The organism is Streptomyces sp. a15 (assembly GCF_059026085.1).
The window spans coordinates 250,303-268,061 of sequence record NZ_JBWLKM010000004.1 but is presented as its reverse complement, the minus strand read 5'-3'; the positions used below and the strand labels follow the sequence as shown (position 1 = coordinate 268,061).

17 protein-coding genes and 1 pseudogene are annotated in these 17,759 nt (G+C 70.5%); 15 read left to right on the top strand and 3 right to left on the bottom strand.

Annotated elements, in window-relative coordinates:
- Nucleotides 1-88 precede the first annotated feature (88 nt).
- The 13 genes from AC5P09_RS07155 (at nt 89) to AC5P09_RS07095 (ending at nt 11,576) form a co-directional block, all read left to right on the top strand.
- A complete protein-coding gene (locus AC5P09_RS07155; RefSeq protein WP_493872972.1) occupies nt 89-1,369 on the top strand; it encodes a hypothetical protein in 1,281 nt (426 codons plus the stop codon).
- Nucleotides 1,370-1,419: 50 nt separating this feature from the next.
- The gene (locus AC5P09_RS07150) at nt 1,420-1,992 is read left to right on the top strand and encodes a GNAT family N-acetyltransferase (RefSeq protein ID WP_493872971.1); all 573 of its coding nucleotides are present in this window, start codon (nt 1,420-1,422) and stop codon (nt 1,990-1,992) included.
- Nucleotides 1,993-2,119: 127 nt separating this feature from the next.
- On the top strand, nt 2,120-2,203 hold the full coding sequence (locus tag AC5P09_RS07145; protein WP_349817346.1) for a putative leader peptide: 84 nt from the start codon (nt 2,120-2,122) through the stop codon (nt 2,201-2,203).
- Between the two features lie 130 nt (nt 2,204-2,333).
- Entirely contained in the window at nt 2,334-4,031 is a 1,698-nt protein-coding gene (locus AC5P09_RS07140; protein WP_493872970.1) for a nitrite/sulfite reductase, read from the top strand.
- Nucleotides 4,028-4,216: a hypothetical protein gene (locus AC5P09_RS07135; protein ID WP_493872969.1), complete on the top strand. Its 189-nt coding sequence runs from the start codon at nt 4,028-4,030 to the stop codon at nt 4,214-4,216. The genes AC5P09_RS07140 and AC5P09_RS07135 overlap by 4 nt, the downstream gene beginning before the upstream one ends.
- Nucleotides 4,213-4,920: a phosphoadenylyl-sulfate reductase gene (locus AC5P09_RS07130; protein ID WP_307678045.1), complete on the top strand. Its 708-nt coding sequence runs from the start codon at nt 4,213-4,215 to the stop codon at nt 4,918-4,920. Before AC5P09_RS07135 ends, AC5P09_RS07130 begins: the two co-directional genes overlap by 4 nt.
- A complete protein-coding gene (gene cysC, locus AC5P09_RS07125; protein ID WP_493872968.1) occupies nt 4,920-5,492 on the top strand; it encodes an adenylyl-sulfate kinase in 573 nt (190 codons plus the stop codon). The genes AC5P09_RS07130 and cysC overlap by 1 nt, the downstream gene beginning before the upstream one ends.
- Entirely contained in the window at nt 5,489-6,433 is a 945-nt protein-coding gene (gene cysD, locus AC5P09_RS07120) for a sulfate adenylyltransferase subunit CysD (RefSeq protein WP_493872967.1), read from the top strand. Before cysC ends, cysD begins: the two co-directional genes overlap by 4 nt.
- A gap of 2 nt (nt 6,434-6,435) precedes the next feature.
- Nucleotides 6,436-7,770: a sulfate adenylyltransferase subunit 1 gene (locus AC5P09_RS07115; RefSeq protein ID WP_266449447.1), complete on the top strand. Its 1,335-nt coding sequence runs from the start codon at nt 6,436-6,438 to the stop codon at nt 7,768-7,770.
- A gap of 222 nt (nt 7,771-7,992) precedes the next feature.
- The gene (locus AC5P09_RS07110; protein WP_493872966.1) at nt 7,993-9,102 is read left to right on the top strand and encodes an aliphatic sulfonate ABC transporter substrate-binding protein; all 1,110 of its coding nucleotides are present in this window, start codon (nt 7,993-7,995) and stop codon (nt 9,100-9,102) included.
- 11 nt (nt 9,103-9,113) lie between these two features.
- On the top strand, nt 9,114-9,917 hold the full coding sequence (locus AC5P09_RS07105) for an ABC transporter ATP-binding protein (protein WP_468647836.1): 804 nt from the start codon (nt 9,114-9,116) through the stop codon (nt 9,915-9,917).
- Nucleotides 9,904-10,809: an ABC transporter permease gene (locus AC5P09_RS07100; protein WP_307678039.1), complete on the top strand. Its 906-nt coding sequence runs from the start codon at nt 9,904-9,906 to the stop codon at nt 10,807-10,809. The genes AC5P09_RS07105 and AC5P09_RS07100 overlap by 14 nt, the downstream gene beginning before the upstream one ends.
- A 14-nt stretch (nt 10,810-10,823) precedes the next feature.
- Nucleotides 10,824-11,576, top strand: coding sequence for a sirohydrochlorin chelatase (locus AC5P09_RS07095; protein WP_493873010.1), 753 nt, complete (start codon nt 10,824-10,826; stop codon nt 11,574-11,576).
- Between the two features lie 167 nt (nt 11,577-11,743).
- On the opposite strand, the gene AC5P09_RS07090 is transcribed toward AC5P09_RS07095, so the two are convergent.
- The gene (locus AC5P09_RS07090) at nt 11,744-12,376 is read right to left on the bottom strand and encodes a TIGR03086 family metal-binding protein (RefSeq protein WP_493872965.1); all 633 of its coding nucleotides are present in this window, start codon (nt 12,374-12,376) and stop codon (nt 11,744-11,746) included.
- A gap of 103 nt (nt 12,377-12,479) precedes the next feature.
- Between AC5P09_RS07090 and AC5P09_RS07085 the strand changes: the two genes are divergently transcribed.
- Nucleotides 12,480-13,361 (top strand): transglutaminase-like domain-containing protein, encoded by an 882-nt coding sequence (locus AC5P09_RS07085; protein ID WP_493872964.1) that lies wholly within the window; start codon nt 12,480-12,482, stop codon nt 13,359-13,361.
- On the opposite strand, the gene AC5P09_RS07080 is transcribed toward AC5P09_RS07085, so the two are convergent.
- Nucleotides 13,324-13,881 carry a DUF1697 domain-containing protein gene (locus AC5P09_RS07080; RefSeq protein WP_493872963.1) on the bottom strand — a complete coding sequence of 186 codons (558 nt, stop codon included), beginning with the start codon at nt 13,879-13,881 and terminating at the stop codon, nt 13,324-13,326. The two genes, AC5P09_RS07085 and AC5P09_RS07080, sit on opposite strands and share 38 nt — an antisense overlap.
- Before the next feature lie 248 nt (nt 13,882-14,129).
- On the opposite strand from AC5P09_RS07080, the gene AC5P09_RS07075 reads away from it, so the two are divergent.
- Complete coding sequence (locus AC5P09_RS07075; RefSeq protein ID WP_493872962.1) at nt 14,130-16,379, top strand: MMPL family transporter; 2,250 nt, start codon at nt 14,130-14,132, stop codon at nt 16,377-16,379.
- A gap of 113 nt (nt 16,380-16,492) precedes the next feature.
- Here AC5P09_RS07075 and mgt read toward each other — a convergent pair.
- Nucleotides 16,493-17,735: pseudogene (mgt, locus tag AC5P09_RS07070) on the bottom strand (macrolide-inactivating glycosyltransferase).
- Nucleotides 17,736-17,759: the final 24 nt, after the last annotated feature.

Sequence of the window (17,759 nt, the reverse complement as noted above, 5' to 3'; positions counted from 1 at the left end):
TGCCGTAGCATCCCCTACGGGCCACCCCACCTGCTCCCTGGTCAACGTACGGATCATCAGGCGCAGTTGGCCCGCCTCGGGAGGACGAATGAAGCACCGCGGGAGACACCGCCGCCAGCGGCGGGGCAGGGCGCTGCGTGCCTTTCTGGCCGGGACCGCCCTCGCCCTGACCGGCGCCGCCACCATGATCAGCGCCTCGCAGGCCACGGACAGCGAGGACCCCGGCGCGCTGAAGCCGGTCACCTCGTCCGAGCGGATCGCCGCCCTGCGCTGGCAGGAACAGCAGGTGCCCGAGGCCACACTCGACCGTCTCGCTTCGGAGATGGGCCGGCCCGTCGGCGTGAGCGCCGTCCTCGAGGACGCCGACCACAGTCTGCGCGCCGCGGCCGACTGCCCGGCCGAGGACCTCAAGGCACTGCCCGTCGAGCCCGCGGCCACCCGTGCCCAGTGCTGGGACGCCACCGACACCCGCTCCTGGCAGCCGGGGGCGGTCACCACGTCCGGCGACGCGGACGACGACGGCCTCTGGGGCCAGAACCGCGTGGTCCTGTCCGGCTGGTCACAGAACGCGGCGGCCGGCCACGGCCTCGCCCGGGTCGCCTTCGTCGACGCGAACGACCTGGACCGCCTCACGTACACCTGGGTACTGCTCACCGTCCCGGTCGACGGCGGGCGCGACTTCCGGGCTCTCGACTCGGACGTCTCCGGCATGGTCTGGTACCAGGACAAGCTGCTGGTCACCGCCGCCGACGGCGTGTACGTCTACGACATGAACCGCGTCCTGCGAACGAGCGTGGACAGCACGGCGGTCGGCCGGGTGCCCGGCGGCTGGTCGGCGCACGGTGCCCGCTTCGTCCTGCCCGCCGTCGGCTCCTACCGCCCGGTCGACCCCGCCACGGACACCGACGCCCGCCCCTCGGGCCTCTCCCTGGACCGCAGCACGACGCCCGACAGTCTGGTAGCGAGCGAGCGGACCACGGCGGACGGCGACGGGCCCGCTCTCCTGTGGCGCTACTCCTTCGCCACCGACCCGGCCCGCTCCGGACTGCTGGCCACCGACTTCGCCGGCCGCACGGACGCCACGGAGGCCTACGAGACGAAGGCCGCCGACGTCCAGGGCGTGCTGTCGTACCACTCCGACTGGTACGTGAGCCGCGCCTCCGGCGAGCAGGACGGACGCGGCACGCTGTGGCGGCAGGACGCCGACACCGCGAAGGCCACACAGTGCGGGTCCGACGACACCCAGCACTGCTGGAGCGCACGCACGCCATCGCTGTCCTACTGGGAGGCGACCGGCGAGGTCTGGTCCCAGTCCGGGCAGATGCTGTTCGCGCTGCCGCTGGCCTCGATCGACAGATCACTGGGGTAGCCGCGGACGGCGATCGACAGATCGTTCACGCGCGTGATTCCCTGGCCGTCATGACCAACATCCCGGTGACCACCTGGTCCCTGGAGCAGACCGCCCCGACCGACCTCCTCCCGGCCGCCGCGCCGGAGGGGGACGTGCGGATCGTCCGCTCCGAGGTTCCCTCGCCCGAGTTCAGCCGCTTCCTGTACACGTCCGTCGGCGGGGACATCCGCTGGATCGACCAGCTGGGCTGGACCTACGCGCAGTGGCAGGAGCACCTGGGCCGGCCCGGGGTGGAGACCTGGGTCGCATACGACCGGGGGACGCCCGCCGGGTACGTGGAACTGGACCCGCAGGACGACGGCGTCGTGGAGATTTCCCACTTCGGGCTGGTTCCGGCCTTCCGCGGGCGGCGGATCGGCGGGCACCTGCTGTCGTACGGCACTGCCCGCGCCTGGGACCTCGCGGACCGCTGGCCGGGCCTGGCCGCCACCAAGCGGGTGTGGCTGCATACCTGCAGCCTGGACAGCGAGCACGCGATGGCCAACTATCAGCGTCGGGGCTTCAAGCTGTTCGACACCAAGGTCGAGGAGCAGTCCGAGGTGCCCGCGCCGGGGCCCTGGCCGGGCGCCTACCCCGCCTGACCTGCGCCGACAAGCCCTTGTTCGGCCCATGTGACCGAGAACACCCTTGTCTCACTCCTCGGGACAAGGGTGTCCACATGACGGACGAAGCTGGACTCTGTCCAGATCGCCGTGACACGCTTCCGTCATGTCTGGAACTGGAATTGCCTTGGTGAGTCGGCGGCACGTCGACCTCGGCCGCATGTCCAGCGCCATCTGTCCGGTGCGCTGACGAGCCCCAGCGCCGCCCGACATCCCCTCTTCTGTCTCCATTTCCCGCGCAATGACGCGCATGTACACCCATGCGCCCGCGCGCGCAGGTCAGAGCCGCTTTCCCGCCTGTCCCGAAGGACGTATCAACCATGGCCGCCACCCCGCAGAACCCTGCCGCCGCGACTCCCCGCCGCAAGGTGAGCCGTCACCGCGGTGAGGGTCAGTGGGCCGCGGGGCACCACACCCCGCTCAACGGCAACGAGCAGTTCAAGAAGGACGACGACGGTCTCAACGTGCGGACACGCATTGAGACGATCTACTCGAAGCGCGGTTTCGACTCGATCGACCCGAACGACCTCCGCGGCCGGATGCGCTGGTGGGGGCTCTACACCCAGCGCAAGCCCGGGATCGACGGCGGCAAGACCGCGATCCTGGAGCCGGAGGAGCTGGACGACGAGTACTTCATGTTGCGCGTCCGCATCGACGGCGGCCGGCTCACCACCGAGCAGCTGCGGGTGATCGGCGAGATCTCGCAGGAGTTCGCGCGCGGCACCGCCGACATCACCGACCGGCAGAACGTGCAGTACCACTGGATCCGCATCGAGGACGTGCCGGAGATCTGGAACCGCCTGGAGGCGGTCGGCCTGTCCACCACCGAGGCCTGCGGTGACACCCCCCGCGTGGTCCTCGGCTCGCCCGTGGCCGGTATCGCCGAGGACGAGATCATCGACGGCAGCCCGGCGATCGAGGCGATCCAGCGCCGGATCATCGGCAACAAGGACTTCTCGAACCTGCCCCGCAAGTTCAAGTCCGCGATCTCCGGCTCGCCGCTGCTGGACGTGGCCCACGAGATCAACGACATCGCCTTCGTCGGCGTGAACCACCCCGAGCACGGCCCCGGCTTCGACCTGTGGGTCGGCGGCGGCCTGTCCACCAACCCGAAGATCGGCGTCCGGCTCGGCGCCTGGGTCCCGCTGGACGAGGTCCCGGACGTGTACGAGGGCGTCATCTCGATCTTCCGCGACTACGGCTACCGGCGGCTGCGCACCCGCGCCCGCCTGAAGTTCCTGGTCGCCGACTGGGGGCCGGAGAAGTTCCGCCAGGTCCTTCAGGACGAGTACCTCAAGCGCGAGCTGATCGACGGCCCCGCCCCGGCCCAGCCGGTGGAGCGCTGGCGCGACCACGTCGGCGTGCACCGCCAGAAGGACGGCCGCTTCTACGTCGGTTTCGCCCCGCGCGTCGGCCGCGTGGACGGCGCGACCCTGACGAAGATCGCAGAGCTCGCCGAGGCGCACGGCTCCGGCCGGGTCCGTACCACCGTCGAGCAGAAGATGATCGTCCTCGATGTCGAGGAGCCGCAGGTCGAGTCACTGGTCGAGGCCCTGGAGTCGCTGGGCCTGACCGCCAGGCCGTCCCCGTTCCGGCGCGGCACCATGGCCTGCACGGGCATCGAGTACTGCAAGCTCGCCATCGTCGAGACCAAGGCGCGCGGCTCCCAGTTGATCGACGAACTGGAGCGCCGGATCCCGGACTTCGACGAGCCGATCACCATCAACCTCAACGGCTGCCCGAACGCCTGCGCCCGTATCCAGGTGGCGGACATCGGTCTCAAGGGCCAGCTCATGCTGAACGACCGGGGCGAGCAGGTCGAGGGCTTCCAGGTGCACCTGGGCGGCGCGCTCGGTCTGGAGGCCGGTTTCGGCCGCAAGGTGCGCGGTCTGAAGGTCACCTCCGAGGAGCTGCCCGACTACGTCGAGCGCGTCCTCAAGCGCTTCCAGGAGGAGCGCGAGGACGGCGAGCGCTTCGCCGCCTGGGCCGCGCGTGCTTCCGAGGAGGCCCTCTCATGAGCGAGCGGGCCGCCCCCTTCTACTGCCCCTACTGCGGTGACGAGGACCTCCGTCCGAGCGAGGCCTCGGAAGCCGGCCACGGCGCCTGGGAATGCGCCGCCTGCAATCGCGCATTTCAGTTGAAGTTCCTCGGGCTGCTCGCCCGGGGCCTTCGACCCACCGACGCAGGGGGACAGCAGATATGACGACGACTCAGGAAGAGCGCACGACAGCGGACCTCAAGGAGCTCGCCGAGCGGGCGGGCCGCGAGCTGGAGGACGCCACCGCGCTGGAGATCCTCCAGTGGGCGGTCGACACCTTCGGCCCGCGCTTCTGCGTGACCTCCTCCATGGAGGACGCGGTGGTCGCCCACCTCGCGTCCCGCGTGCGCAAGGGCGTCGATGTCGTCTTCCTCGACACCGGCTACCACTTCCCCGAGACCATCGGCACCCGGGACGCGGTCGAGGCCGTGATGGACGTGAACGTCATCACGCTCACCCCGCGCCGCACGGTCGCCGAACAGGACGCCGAGTTCGGCCCGAAGCTCCACGACCGGGACCCGGACCTGTGCTGCAAGATGCGCAAGGTCCAGCCTCTGGAGGAAGGCCTGACGAACTACCAGGCCTGGGCGACCGGTCTGCGCCGCGACGAGTCCCCTACCCGGGCCAACACCCCGGTCGTCGGCTGGGACGAGAAGCGCCAGAAGGTCAAGATCTCCCCGATCGCCCGCTGGACCCAGGACGACGTGGACGCGTACGTCACCGAACACGGCGTACTGACCAACCCCCTGCTGATGGACGGCTACACCTCCGTCGGCTGCGCCCCCTGCACCCGCCGCGTCCTGGAGGGCGAGGACGCGCGCGCCGGCCGCTGGGCGGGCCGCAACAAGACCGAGTGCGGACTGCACTGATGACGACCACCTCCGACCTACCCGAGGAGAAGCACGTGACGACCGGAGCCACCGTCTGGCTCACGGGTCTGCCGAGTGCCGGCAAGACCACCATCGCGTACGAGCTGGCCGGCCGGCTGCGCGAGGAGGGCCATCTCGTCGAGGTGCTCGACGGCGACGAGATCCGCGAGTTCATCTCGGCGGGCCTCGGCTTCAGCCGCGAGGACCGGCACACGAACGTGCAGCGCATCGGCTTCCTCGCCGAACTCCTGGCCCGTAACGGCGTCAAGACGCTCGTCCCGGTGATCGCGCCCTACGCCGACAGCCGCGAGGCCGTCCGCAAGCGCCACCAGGAGAGCGGGACGGCGTACATCGAGGTGCACGTGGCGACTCCGGTCGAGGTGTGCTCCGTACGCGATGTGAAGGGTCTGTACGCCAAGCAGGCGGCGGGCGAGCTGTCGGGACTCACCGGGGTCGACGACCCGTACGAGGAGCCCGAGTCGCCCGACCTGCGCATCGAGTCGCAGGACCAGACCGTGCAGGAGTCCGCGGCGGCTGTCCACGCGCTGCTCACCGAGAGGGGACTGGCATGACGACGACCGCATCAGAGGTCAAGGGCGGCGAAGGCACGGACACCCCGTACGCCCTGTCGCACCTGGACGCGCTGGAGTCCGAGGCGGTGCACATCTTCCGCGAGGTGGCGGGCGAGTTCGAGCGGCCGGTGATCCTGTTCTCCGGCGGCAAGGACTCCATCGTCATGCTGCATCTGGCCCTGAAGGCGTTCGCCCCCGCGGCGGTCCCCTTCTCGCTGCTGCACGTGGACACCGGGCACAACTTCCCCGAGGTCCTCGAGTACCGGGACCGTACGGTCGAGAAGCACGGCCTGCGGCTGCATGTCGCGTCCGTGCAGGACTACATCGACCGCGGTGTCCTCAAGGAGCGCCCGGACGGGACCCGCAACCCGCTGCAGACGCTTCCGCTGACGGAGAAGATCCAGGCCGAGAAGTTCGACGCGGTGTTCGGCGGTGGCCGCCGCGACGAGGAGAAGGCCCGGGCCAAGGAGCGGGTGTTCTCGCTGCGGGACGAGTTCTCCCAGTGGGACCCGCGCCGCCAGCGGCCCGAGCTGTGGAACCTGTACAACGGACGGCACGCCCCCGGCGAGCACGTGCGCGTCTTCCCGCTCTCCAACTGGACCGAGCTGGACGTGTGGCAGTACATCGCCCGCGAGGGCATCGAGCTGCCCGAGATCTACTTCGCCCACGAGCGCGAGGTGTTCCAGCGGGCCGGCATGTGGCTGACCCCGGGCGAGTGGGGCGGCCCGAAGGACACGGAGACTGTCGAGAAGCGCCTGGTGCGCTACCGCACGGTCGGCGACATGTCCTGCACCGGTGCCGTCGACTCGGACGCGGTGACGCTGGAGCAGGTCATCACCGAGATCGCCGCCTCCCGGCTCACCGAGCGGGGCGCCACCCGCGCCGACGACAAGATGTCCGAGGCCGCGATGGAAGACCGCAAGCGCGAGGGGTACTTCTAACCATGACCACCATCACGACCGAGGAACTCTCGGCCACCACCCTGCTGCGCTTCGCCACCGCCGGCTCCGTCGACGACGGCAAGTCCACGCTCGTGGGCCGCCTGCTGCACGACTCCAAGTCGATCCTCACGGACCAGCTGGAGGCCGTGGAGCGCGCCTCGGCCGGCCGTGGGCAGGGCGCCCCGGACCTCGCGCTCCTCACCGACGGCCTGCGCGCCGAACGCGAGCAGGGCATCACCATCGACGTGGCCTACCGCTACTTCGCCACGCCCCGGCGCCGGTTCATCCTCGCCGACACCCCGGGCCATGTGCAGTACACCCGCAACATGGTCACCGGCGCCTCCACCGCCGAGCTGACGGTGATCCTCGTCGACGCCCGCAACGGCGTCGTCGAGCAGACCCGCCGGCACGCCGCGATCGCCGCGCTGCTGCGCGTGCCGCACGTGGTGCTCGCCGTGAACAAGATGGACCTGGTCGAGTACCAGGAGTCGGTGTTCGCCGCGATCGCCGAGGAGTTCACGGCGTACGCGCTCGAACTGGGCGTCCCGGAGGTCACCGCGATCCCGATCTCGGCGCTCGCCGGCGACAACGTGGTGGACCCGTCCGCGAACATGGACTGGTACGGCGGACCGACCTTCCTCGAACACCTGGAGTCGGTCCCGGTCGCCCACGACCTGAGCCACTGCCACGCCCGGCTTCCCGTGCAGTACGTGATCCGGCCGCAGACCGCCGAGCACCCGGACTACCGGGGCTACGCGGGCCAGATCGCCGCCGGTTCCTTCCGCGTCGGCGAGCAGGTCTCGGTGCTGCCGTCCGGCCGCTCGACGAAGATCGCCGGCATCGACCTGCTGGGCAAGCCGGTCGACATCGCCTGGACGACCCAGTCGGTGACCGTCCTGCTGGAGGACGACATCGACATCTCGCGCGGCGACCTGATCGTGCCGAGCAAGGACGCGCCGCCGACCACGCAGGACATCGAGGCGACCGTCTGCCACGTGGCCGACGCGCCGCTGACCGTCGGCCACCGGGTGCTGCTCAAGCACGGCACCCGCACGGTCAAGGCGATCGTCAAGGACATCCCGTCCCGGCTCACGCTCGACGACCTGTCCCTGCACCCGCACCCGGGACAGCTCGTCGCCAACGACATCGGGCGGGTCAAGATCCGTACCGCCGAGCCGCTGCCCGTCGACTCCTACGCCGACTCGCGGCGCACCGGTTCGTTCATCCTGATCGACCCGAACGACGGCACCACGCTCACCGCCGGCATGGTCGGCGAGTCGTTCGCCTCTCCGGAACCCGTCAAGGACGAGACGGACGACGACGGGTGGGACTTCTGACATGAACTCCACCGATTTCTACTCCTCGTTCGCGAAGGAGGGCGGCCGCGTCGGCAGCGGTGCGCTCGGCAGCGGGCAGGGCGGGGTGACGCGATGTGTGCGCTGACGTACGCGCACTGCCTGCGCGCCCGCACCCCCCACCGCCGTAGACGAAAACCTGCCGACCTCCCGGCCACGACCTGAGAGACCGTGACCGCCGGGCCAACGAGGGGAACACCTCCCGTGCCTGTCAACCGCTCAGCCCTCCTTCGCCGCGGCCTGGCCGCCGCGACCGCTCTTCCCCTCCTCACCCTCGCCGCCTGCGGTTACGGCTCAGAGGCCACGGACAACGAGACCGCCAAGGTCGCCGTCGGGGCCGAGAAGATCGACGGGCTCGACTCCGTCAAGATCGGCTACTTCGGCAACCTGACCCACGCGACCGCGCTGGTGGGCGTGCAGAAGGGCTACTTCCAGAAGGAGCTCGGCGCCACCAAGGCCGCCTACCAGATCTTCAACGCCGGTCCGTCCGAGATCGAGGCCCTCAACTCCTCGTCGATCGACATCGGTTTCATCGGCCCGTCCCCGGCGATCAACGGCTACACCAAGTCGGGCGGCAAGAACCTGCGGATCATCGGCGGTGCGGCGTCCGGCGGGGTCAAGCTCGTGGTCAACCCGGCGAAGATCAAGTCCCTGAAGGACGTCAAGGGCAAGAAGATCGCGACTCCCCAGCTGGGCAACACGCAGGACGTGGCTTTCCTCAACTGGATCTCGGAGCAGGGCTGGAAGGTCGACGCGGAGAGCGGCAAGGGCGATGTCTCGGTCGTCCGCACCGACAACAAGGTCACCCCGGACGCCTACAAGTCGGGCTCCATCGACGGCGCGTGGGTGCCCGAGCCGACCGCGTCCAAGCTGGTCGCCGAGGGCGGCAAGGTGCTGCTGGACGAGGCCGACCTGTGGCCCGACAAGAAGTTCGTGATCACGAACATCATCGTGCGGCAGGCCTTCCTCAAGGAGCACCCGAAGGCCGTCGAGGCCGTGCTGAAGGCCTCGGTCGAGGCCAACAAGTGGATCAACGCCAACCCGGACGAGGCGAAGGCCGCGGCGAACAAGCAGCTGGAGGCCGACTCGGGCAAGCCGCTGCCGGCCGCCGTCCTCGACCCGGCGTGGAAGTCGATCCAGTTCACCAACGACCCGCTGGCCGCCACCCTCAACACCGAGGCGGAGCACGCGGTCAAGGCCGGCCTGCTGGAGAAGCCCGACCTGAAGGGCATCTACGACCTCACGCCGTTGAACAAGGTCCTCAAGGCCGAGGGCGAGAGCACGGTCAGCGACGCCGGTCTCGGCGTCGGCTGAGTCAGGATCCGATGAGTTCCCAGGAGGTGACGACCATGGCCACGACCTTCGCCAAGGCCGCCGAGTCGGTGGAGCACGCGGCGCGCATTGAGCATGTCTCGAAGTCCTTCGCGGGCCCCGCCGGGCAACAGCTCGTACTGGACGACATCAGCATCGATGTCGCACCCGGCGAGTTCGTCACCCTCCTGGGTGCCTCGGGCTGCGGCAAGTCCACGCTGCTGAACCTGGTGGCGGGGCTGGACGAGCCCACTGTCGGGTCCATCACGACGGAGGGCCGCCCGGCCCTGATGTTCCAGGAGCACGCCCTGTTCCCGTGGCTGACCGCGGGCAAGAACATCGAGCTCGCCCTGCGGCTGCGGGGGGTTCCGAAGAACGAACGGCGCGAGCGGACCGAGGAACTGCTCGAACTCGTCCGGCTGAAGGGCGCGTACGGCAAGCGGGTGCACGAGCTGTCGGGCGGTATGCGCCAGCGTGTGGCGCTGGCCCGGGCGCTCGCCCAGGAGAGCAACCTGCTGCTGATGGACGAGCCGTTCGCGGCCCTCGACGCCATCACGCGGGACGTGCTGCACGACGAGCTGACCCGCATCTGGGCCGAGACCGGCGTGTCCGTCCTCTTCGTCACGCACAACGTGCGCGAGGCGGTGCGGCTCGCGCAGCGCGTGATCCTGTTGTCCTCCCGTCCGGGCCGGATCGCGCGGGAGTGGACGGTCGACATCCCGCAGCCGCGCCGTATCGAGGACGCGCCCGTGGCGGAACTGTCCGTCGAGATCACCGAAGTACTGCGTGGGGAGATCCGCCGCCATGGCCAGCACTGACACGAAGACGACCGGCGCGGGCGCCAAGGACGGCTCCGCGCTGGGCGGCATCGAGGCGGGCCTCGACGCGCTGGAGACCTCGGTCACCGGCCGTCCGCCCTTCCGGCAGACCTTCCGCGAGAAGATCTTCCCGCCGATCGTCGCCACCGTCGTGGTGCTCGCGATCTGGCAGGGCCTGATCTCCCTGAAGATCGTCGACGACGCGTCGAAGCTGCCCTCCCCCGGTGCCGTCTGGGCCGAGGCCGAGGACGCGTGGCTCAAGGGCACCCTGCTCGACTACATCTGGACGAGCGTCTCGCGGGGCCTGTTCGGCTTCGTGCTCGCTCTGATCATCGGCACGCCGCTCGGCCTGGTCGTGGCGCGGGTGAAGTTCGTGCGCGCGGCGATCGGGCCGATCCTGTCCGGACTGCAGTCGCTGCCGTCGGTGGCCTGGGTGCCGGCCGCCGTGATCTGGCTGGGCCTGAAGCCCGAGATGATGTACGCGGTGATCCTGCTCGGCGCGGTGCCGTCGATCGCCAACGGTCTGGTGTCCGGCGTCGACCAGGTGCCGCCGCTGTTCCTGCGCGCGGGACGGACGCTGGGGGCGACCGGACTGCGCGGCACGTGGCACATCGTGATGCCCGCGGCGCTGCCCGGCTATGTGGCGGGACTGAAGCAGGGCTGGGCGTTCTCCTGGCGGTCGCTGATGGCCGCGGAGATCATCGCGCAGGCGCCGGACCTCGGCGTGGGCCTCGGCCAGCTGCTGGAGGTGGGCCGCACCAACAGCAGCATGGCCACGGTCTTCCTCGCCATCCTGCTCATCCTGTTCGTCGGCATCGCGATCGACCTGCTGATCTTCAGTCCGCTGGAGCGGTGGGTGCTGCGCAGCCGCGGCCTGCTGGTGAAGAGCTGAGTCCCATGCACACCATGTTCAAGAAGCCGGTCCTTCTGGTCATCGCCCACGGCAGCCGCGACCCGCGGCACGCCGCGACGGTGCACGCTCTCGTACGGCGGGTGCGCTCCCTGCGCCCCGACGTGCGGGTGGAGACCGGCTTCCTGGACTTCAACGTCCCGTCCGCGCAAGGGGTGCTGGAGTCCCTGGCGGCGGAGGGTGTCCGTGACGTCGTAGCGCTGCCGTTGCTGCTCACCCGCGCGTTCCACGCGAAGGCGGACATCCCGGCGGTCCTGAAGGACGCGCCGCCGCGGCTGCGGATCCGGCAGGCGGAGGTGCTCGGCCCCTCCCCGGTGCTGCTCGCCGCGCTGGAACGGCGCCTGTACGAGGCGGGGCTGACGCCCGCCGACAAGTCCTCGACCGGGGTCGTCCTGGCCTCGGCGGGGTCCACCGACCCGGAGGCGATCGCAGTGATCGCAGAAATCGCGCGGGAGTGGCGGCACACCGGTTGGTGCGCCGTGCGGCCTGCGTTCGCCTCCGCTGGTTCTCCCGCGGGGTTCCCCCGCACCGAGGACGCGGTACGGGAACTCAGGGCCCTGGGCTGCGCGAAGGTCGCCGTCGCCCCCTACGTCCTGGCCCCCGGCTTCCTGCCGGACCGCATCGCGCGGGGCGCGGCCGAGGCGGACGTGCTGGCCGACGTGCTCGGCCCGGCGCCGGAGGTGGCGCGGGTGCTGTTGGCGCGGTACGAGGCGGCGCGGATGCCGGCGCTGGCTGCGGTCGGGGCCTGATCTCCGCCCGTACGGGGCCCTGAGCGCTCCGCGGGACGTGCCGCGATGGGTGGTCGGCCGACTGCGGCGCCATCGTGGCTGGTCGCGCCCACGCGGCGGAGCCGCATATCGATATCGCCCCGCGCCCCTTTAGGGCGCTGCCGAGCCGCAGACTTCGCCTGATCCGCTTAGTCGCGTACCCACCTGGCCAGGCGCGGGTCCCGTCCGCTCGCCGCCAGCGCTCGCTCGAAGACCGGCGCGTCGTCCGGCACCGGCACCGGGTCGGCGAAGCCGTCGTACTGCCGGTAGAGGTCGCCGTGGGTGACGACCACGTCGAGGACGAGGCGGGCCGCGCCCTCGGAGACGCGGAACTCCTGGCCGGTGGCCGCGGCGACGTCCCAGCCGTGCACCGCCGTCTCCTTGATGATCATCGAGGCGAGTTCGGGGGCGGGCATCGTCCCCATGCCCAGGTCCACCTCGCCCTCCCACACCGCGGGGTCCGCCCAGGCGGCGACCGCACGGTCCAGTTGAGCGGCGTACGCCTCGGCCCAGTCCGGGTCGGCGGTGAAGTCGCGGGCGGTCAGTTCCTCGGGGAGCTGTTTGCGCAGGGCGCGGTGCTCCAGGCCGTGGGAGGTGTAGAGGACCCAGTGGTTGACCAGGGCGCGGACGTCCCAGTCCGGGGTGGGGGTCCCCCCGCTCGAGCGAAGCCGAGAGTGGGGGAGGGTGGGGTCGGCGAGCCGCGCCGCCGGCACTCCGCGCGCCACGCGGGCCGCCTCGGCGGCGCATTCCGTCATGTACGGGTAGAGGTCGTCCTTGTTCATGCGTCTCACGGTAGGGAGCGCGCGGCGAGGTCTCTTGAACAAACGCGACAGCGGGGCGGGCGGATTGACCTTGTCCCTGGGGCAAGGCCGAGGGTCCCTGGTCATGGACTTCTACCTGAAGCAGACGCCGTACAGCGACCCCGGCGGGCTGGATCTCGACGACCTGCCCAGCGATCCGGCCGAACTCGCCCATCTGGTAAGGGATTTGATCATCCATCGGGGAGAAGGCGAACGCCTGGGGCATCCCGTCCCCGAGGACCGGCAGCTCGACGACCCCGAGTCGCGCTACGTCCGCGAGATCCTGCGGGTCCTGCGCGAGCGCGGGGACGGGCCGCTCACCGCGAAGCGGCCGTACGACGAGCGGTTCGCCGGCACGTGCCGGGACTTCTCACTGCTGCTGTGCGCGCTGCTGCGGGCCACCGGCACGCCGGCCCGGATCCGCTGCGGCTTCGCCGCGTACTTCGTGGAGGGCTATCACGACGACCACTGGGTCACCGAGTACCGGCTGCCGGACGGGAGGTGGCGTCTGGTCGACGCGCAGGTGCTGCACCCCGCCTACGAGCTCGCCTTCGACCCGCTGGACGTGCCGAGGGACCGGTTCCTGGTGGCCGGGGACGCGTGGCGGGCGTGCCGGGAGGGCGGGGCCGATCCGGGGACGTTCGGGGTCTGGTTCCACGGCGACCTCGACGGCCTGTGGTACATCCGCACCAACGTGCTCCTGGACCTCGCCGCGGTGAACGGGGTGGAGCTGCTGCCCTGGGACGTCTGGGGCCGGGTGGTCCGCGACGACGCCGGCCTCACCGAGGACGAGTTCGCTCTGGTGGACGTGGTCGCCGCGGCTCGTACCGACGACGACCTCCGACGGCTGTACGAGGACCCGCGCCTCGCGGTGCCGGACGAGGTCATGTCGTACACCGCACGCAGCGGCTACCGCGAACTCCGGAAGGTCAGCCTCCCGAGGGTGCCGTCATCTCCACGAGCTTGACGACGGTGTTCCAGTTGCGGCTGGTGGCGATCACGCCCTTGTTCAGCCGGGGCTTGGACAGGTGCTCGGCGAGCTTGGAGCGGCCGAGGCCGTTCGGGGCGTACAGGTACAGGGCGCGGTCGCCGAGCCTGAACTCCTCGGGCAGGTAGGCGGCTTGGTCGATCTCCGCGAAGCGCTCGGCGTCCACGGGCGCGGAGAAGTAGGTGACGTGGAGCTGCTTGGCCTCCAGTTCGGCGGCCGGGAAGGGGCAGGCGTCGGCGATCGCCTTCAGATAGGCGTGGTCGCGCACGATCACGTCGACGGCGAAGCCGAACCGCTTCTCGATCGCGCCGGCCAGCTCCGCGGCGAGGGACTCCTCGTCGCCGTGGTCGCTCGCGAAGACGGCCTGGCCGCTCTGGAGGTACGTGCGTACGCCGTCGTAGCCGAGGTCCTCCATCAGCGTGCGCAGGTCGGCCATCGGGACCTTCTTGGCGCCGCCCACGTTGATCCCCCGCAGCAGCGCCGCATACGTCGTCGTCATCCGCACACCATAAGGCGGCCGTCGGGCCCCTCCTGTGCGACGGGGCTCTGCGCCGAGGGAGGGGACATCCCGGTAGATGTAAGGGACCGCTGTCCTACCCAGTGGGGAGGGCGCGGGGGCCAAGGGGATGATTCCTGCCCGCCGCACCTCACCGGGCAGCACGACGAGATGGCTTTATCCGGCCCATACCTTCGAAATGAAAGGTGACGGCAGGGGGCTGTCACCGCTCACGAGGGGGCAAGCCCACCATGGCGAACGGAGATACACGGGTACGGGGACTGGCCGCCCGGGCCGGCGGCTGGAGCGCCCGACACCGATGGGCTGCCGTCGGCATCTGGGTGCTGTTCGTGGTCCTGGCGATGGGGCTCGGCTCGGCGGCGGGCCGGGTCGACGTCAAGGACAGCGACCAGCTGAAGGGGGAGACGCACACCGCCGCGAAGATCATCGAGGACGCCGGCATCGACGAACCGGCCGGCGAGACCGTACTGATCCAGGCGAAGGACGGCGGCGTCACGGCCACGGACGCCGAGTTCAGGGCCGCTGTCACCGCGGTCGTCCGGGCTGTCGAGGGGACCGGCGAGGTCGCGGACGTGACGTCGCCGTACGACACGGACACGATCTCGAAGGACGGCCGCAGCGCGCTGGTGCAGTTCGACATACGCGGCGACGCGGAGACCGCGGGCGAGCGGGTCGAGCCCGTGCTGAAGGCCGTCGAGGGGGTGCAGAAGGAGCACGGGTCGCTGCGGATCGAGGAGATCGGCGGCGCCAGCATGATGAAGACGTTCGACGACGCGTTCGGGGACGACTTCAAGAAGGCCGAGTACTCCGCGGTGCCGGTGGCACTCGGCATTCTGCTCATCGCCTTCGGCGCGCTGGTGGCAGCGCTGCTGCCGGTGGCGCTGGCGGTCACCGCGATCATGGCGACGATGGGCCTGATGGGCGTCGTCAGCCATGTGATGCCGATGAGCGAGACCGCCAACTCCGTGATGCTGCTGGTCGGGCTGGCCGTCGGTGTCGACTACTGCCTGTTCTACCTGCGCCGCGAGCGCGAGGAGCGCGAGGCCGGACACGACGCCCAGACGGCCCTGCGGATCGCCGCCGCGACCAGCGGCCGCGCGATCGTCGTCTCGGGTGTCACGGTGTGCGTGGCGATGGCGGGCATGCTGTTCACCGGGCTCGCCGAGTTCGAGGCGATGGGCCTGGCCTCACTGATGGTGGTGGCCGTGGCCATGATCGGTTCCGTGACCGTGCTGCCCGCGCTGCTGTCGCTGCTGGGCGAGCGGGTCGAGAAGGGCCGCATTCCGTTCCTGCGCCGCCGTCGCACGGGTGGCAGCAGCGACAGCCGGTTCTGGACGGCCGTCCTGAAGGGTGTGCTCGCCAGGCCCGTGATCTCCGTCGTCGTGGCGGCCGGCGCCCTGCTGGCGATCGCGGCGCCCGCGCTCGGTATGAAGACCCAGAACCTCACACTGGACCAGGAGTTCGGCGACTCGCTGCCCATCGTGCAGACCTACAACCGGGTCAACGACGCCTTCCCGGGCGGCTCCGAGCCGGCCGAGGTCGTCGTCAAGGCCGATGACATCAACGCTCCCGCGGTGCGGGACGCGCTCGCCGCCTTCAAGGCGGAGGCGGTCGCTTCGGGCGCCTCGCGCGGCCCGGTCGAGATCAAGCTGCACGACCAGCAGAACATGGCCTTCGTGTACGTCCCGCTGGTGGGCGGCTCCGACCTCGACAAGGCGGGCGAGAGCCTGGACAAGCTGCGCGACGAGGTGCGTCCGGCCACCCTCGGCAAGGTCGACGGGGTGGACGCGCCGATCACCGGGCAGGTCGCCGGGTCGAAGGACTTCAACGACCAGCTGGCCGGAGCCGTCGTCCCGGTCTTCGCCTTCGTCGTGGTCTTCGCCTTCGCGCTGATGCTGCTGTCGTTCCGCTCGCTGACCATCGCGATCACCTCGATCGTGCTGAACCTGCTGTCGGTCGGCGCGGCGTACGGCATCCTCGTGGGCGTCTTCCAGCACGGCTGGGGTGCGTCGCTGGTGGGCGCGGAGGGGGTCGGCGCCATCATCACCTGGCTGCCGCTGTTCCTCTTCGTGATCCTGTTCGGCCTGTCGATGGACTACCACGTGTTCGTGGTCTCGCGGATCCGCGAGGCGCGACTGCGCGGCCGTACGACGAAGGACGCGATCCAGCACGGCGTGGTCACCACGGCCGGGGTCGTCACCAGCGCCGCGGTCATCATGGTCGCCGTGTTCGCGATCTTCGGGACGCTGTCCATGCAGTCCATGAAGCAGATGGGCGTCGGCCTCGCGGCCGCGGTGCTGATCGACGCGACGATCATCCGGGGCGTGCTGCTCCCGGCGGTGATGGCCCTGCTCGGCGAGCGCAACTGGTACCTGCCGAAGTGGCTGCACCGACTGCCCGACCTCACCCACGACGAGTCGCCCGAGCCGGTGGCGCGGCCCGTGGCCCGGGACGACGAGGGTGAGCGGCTGGGGGTCTGAGGCTTCACACGAAGGTGAACCACCCATGACTGAGGGCCCGTTGGCTACCGGGGTGCCAACGGGCCCTCTGCTGTGCCCGCTGTTCTCTGCTCGCTCTGTGTTCTCCGCTTGTTCTATGCCTGCCGCACCGGCAGTTCGGCCTCGATGAGGTCGGCCGCCCGGTGTGTGCCGCCCTCCCCCGCCATCCGCGCCTGGATGTCCTTCAGCCGGCGGGCGGCCTCGGGGTCGTCGACGAGGGCGAGGGCGGCCTCCCGCAGCGCCTCGGCCGTCGCCTCCTCGGTGTCGAGGCGGCGGGCGACGCCGAGACCCTGGAGCATGTCGGCGTTGCCGAACTGGTCCACGGCCTGCGGTACGGCGATCATCGGGGTGGCCGTGGCCAGGCCCTCCTGGCTGCCGCCCGCGCCGGCGTGCGTGACGAACAGGTCGGCCTGCTTGAGGATCGCCAACTGCGGGACCCACGAGCGCACTTCGACGTTCGCGGGTACGTCCCCCAGCTCGGCCGGGTCCACGCGCTTGCCGATCTGGAGCACCAGGTGCCAGCCCGGCAGCTCGCCGAACGCCTTGACGCACTCCCGGTAGAAGCCCGGCTGCTTGGTGAAGGCGGACCCCAGCGACACCAGGACCACCTTCTCGGCGCCGGCCGGCCGCTGCCAGTCGCCCTCCGCGCCGCGGTCGCCCTGGCAGGCGCCGACGAAGGTGTACACGCTCTCGTCGACCCGGTCGGCGTTCGGCTGCAGCGCCTTCGGGATCAGGACGAGGGAGCGGGCGGGGTGGCCCCCGAAGTCGTCCGGGTGCTGGGTGATCCCGTTCTCCTCCAGCCAGGCGTGGAAGCGGGCGTAGTAGACCTGTCCGCGCTCGGTCTTCCTGGGCTCCGCCCACATCGGCTCGGCCACCTCCTCCTTGTAGCCCTCCCAGGCGACGAGGTTCGGCGACAGGGAGACCGCGGGGACGCCCCAGCGGTGGGCGAGGACGCGGGCCGGATAGGAGGCGATGTCGTGCAGCACGAGGTCCGGTTCGTCGCCCTCGTACGCCTCGATGAGCTGCGGCAGCGCCTGGATCGCGTCGGCCAGGAAGGGTTCCACGTTGTCCAGGAGGGTGGTGCCCCAGGCCTCCGGGTCGTCGTCGGGCCCGGGCAGCGTCGAGTTCCAGGGCTTCACCTCGGCACCGGTCCCGGCGACCTTGTCGGCGAACACGGGCGGGATGGCGTACGTCACCCGGTGCCCGCGGGCGACGAGCTCGCGGATCACCTCCAGGCTCGGGTTCACGTGGCCGTGGGCGGCGATGGAGAACATGGCGATGTGAGCGGGGCGACTGGTCATGTCGTGGACCGTACGTAAGACGAGACGTCTCGTACAACGTGTTTTCCGGGGAGGCGCTGCG

Coding starts and splice junctions, on each gene's coding strand:
- AC5P09_RS07155 (WP_493872972.1), top strand. CDS start 89: ATGAAGCACCGCGGGAGACACCGCCGCCAGCGGCGGGGCAGGGCGCTG.
- AC5P09_RS07150 (WP_493872971.1), top strand. CDS start 1,420: ATGACCAACATCCCGGTGACCACCTGGTCCCTGGAGCAGACCGCCCCG.
- AC5P09_RS07145 (WP_349817346.1), top strand. CDS start 2,120: ATGTCTGGAACTGGAATTGCCTTGGTGAGTCGGCGGCACGTCGACCTC.
- AC5P09_RS07140 (WP_493872970.1), top strand. CDS start 2,334: ATGGCCGCCACCCCGCAGAACCCTGCCGCCGCGACTCCCCGCCGCAAG.
- AC5P09_RS07135 (WP_493872969.1), top strand. CDS start 4,028: ATGAGCGAGCGGGCCGCCCCCTTCTACTGCCCCTACTGCGGTGACGAG.
- AC5P09_RS07130 (WP_307678045.1), top strand. CDS start 4,213: ATGACGACGACTCAGGAAGAGCGCACGACAGCGGACCTCAAGGAGCTC.
- cysC (WP_493872968.1), top strand. CDS start 4,920: ATGACGACCACCTCCGACCTACCCGAGGAGAAGCACGTGACGACCGGA.
- cysD (WP_493872967.1), top strand. CDS start 5,489: ATGACGACGACCGCATCAGAGGTCAAGGGCGGCGAAGGCACGGACACC.
- AC5P09_RS07115 (WP_266449447.1), top strand. CDS start 6,436: ATGACCACCATCACGACCGAGGAACTCTCGGCCACCACCCTGCTGCGC.
- AC5P09_RS07105 (WP_468647836.1), top strand. CDS start 9,114: ATGAGTTCCCAGGAGGTGACGACCATGGCCACGACCTTCGCCAAGGCC.
- AC5P09_RS07100 (WP_307678039.1), top strand. CDS start 9,904: ATGGCCAGCACTGACACGAAGACGACCGGCGCGGGCGCCAAGGACGGC.
- AC5P09_RS07095 (WP_493873010.1), top strand. CDS start 10,824: ATGTTCAAGAAGCCGGTCCTTCTGGTCATCGCCCACGGCAGCCGCGAC.
- AC5P09_RS07090 (WP_493872965.1), bottom strand. CDS start 12,376: ATGAACAAGGACGACCTCTACCCGTACATGACGGAATGCGCCGCCGAG.
- AC5P09_RS07085 (WP_493872964.1), top strand. CDS start 12,480: ATGGACTTCTACCTGAAGCAGACGCCGTACAGCGACCCCGGCGGGCTG.
- AC5P09_RS07080 (WP_493872963.1), bottom strand. CDS start 13,881: ATGACGACGACGTATGCGGCGCTGCTGCGGGGGATCAACGTGGGCGGC.
- AC5P09_RS07075 (WP_493872962.1), top strand. CDS start 14,130: ATGGCGAACGGAGATACACGGGTACGGGGACTGGCCGCCCGGGCCGGC.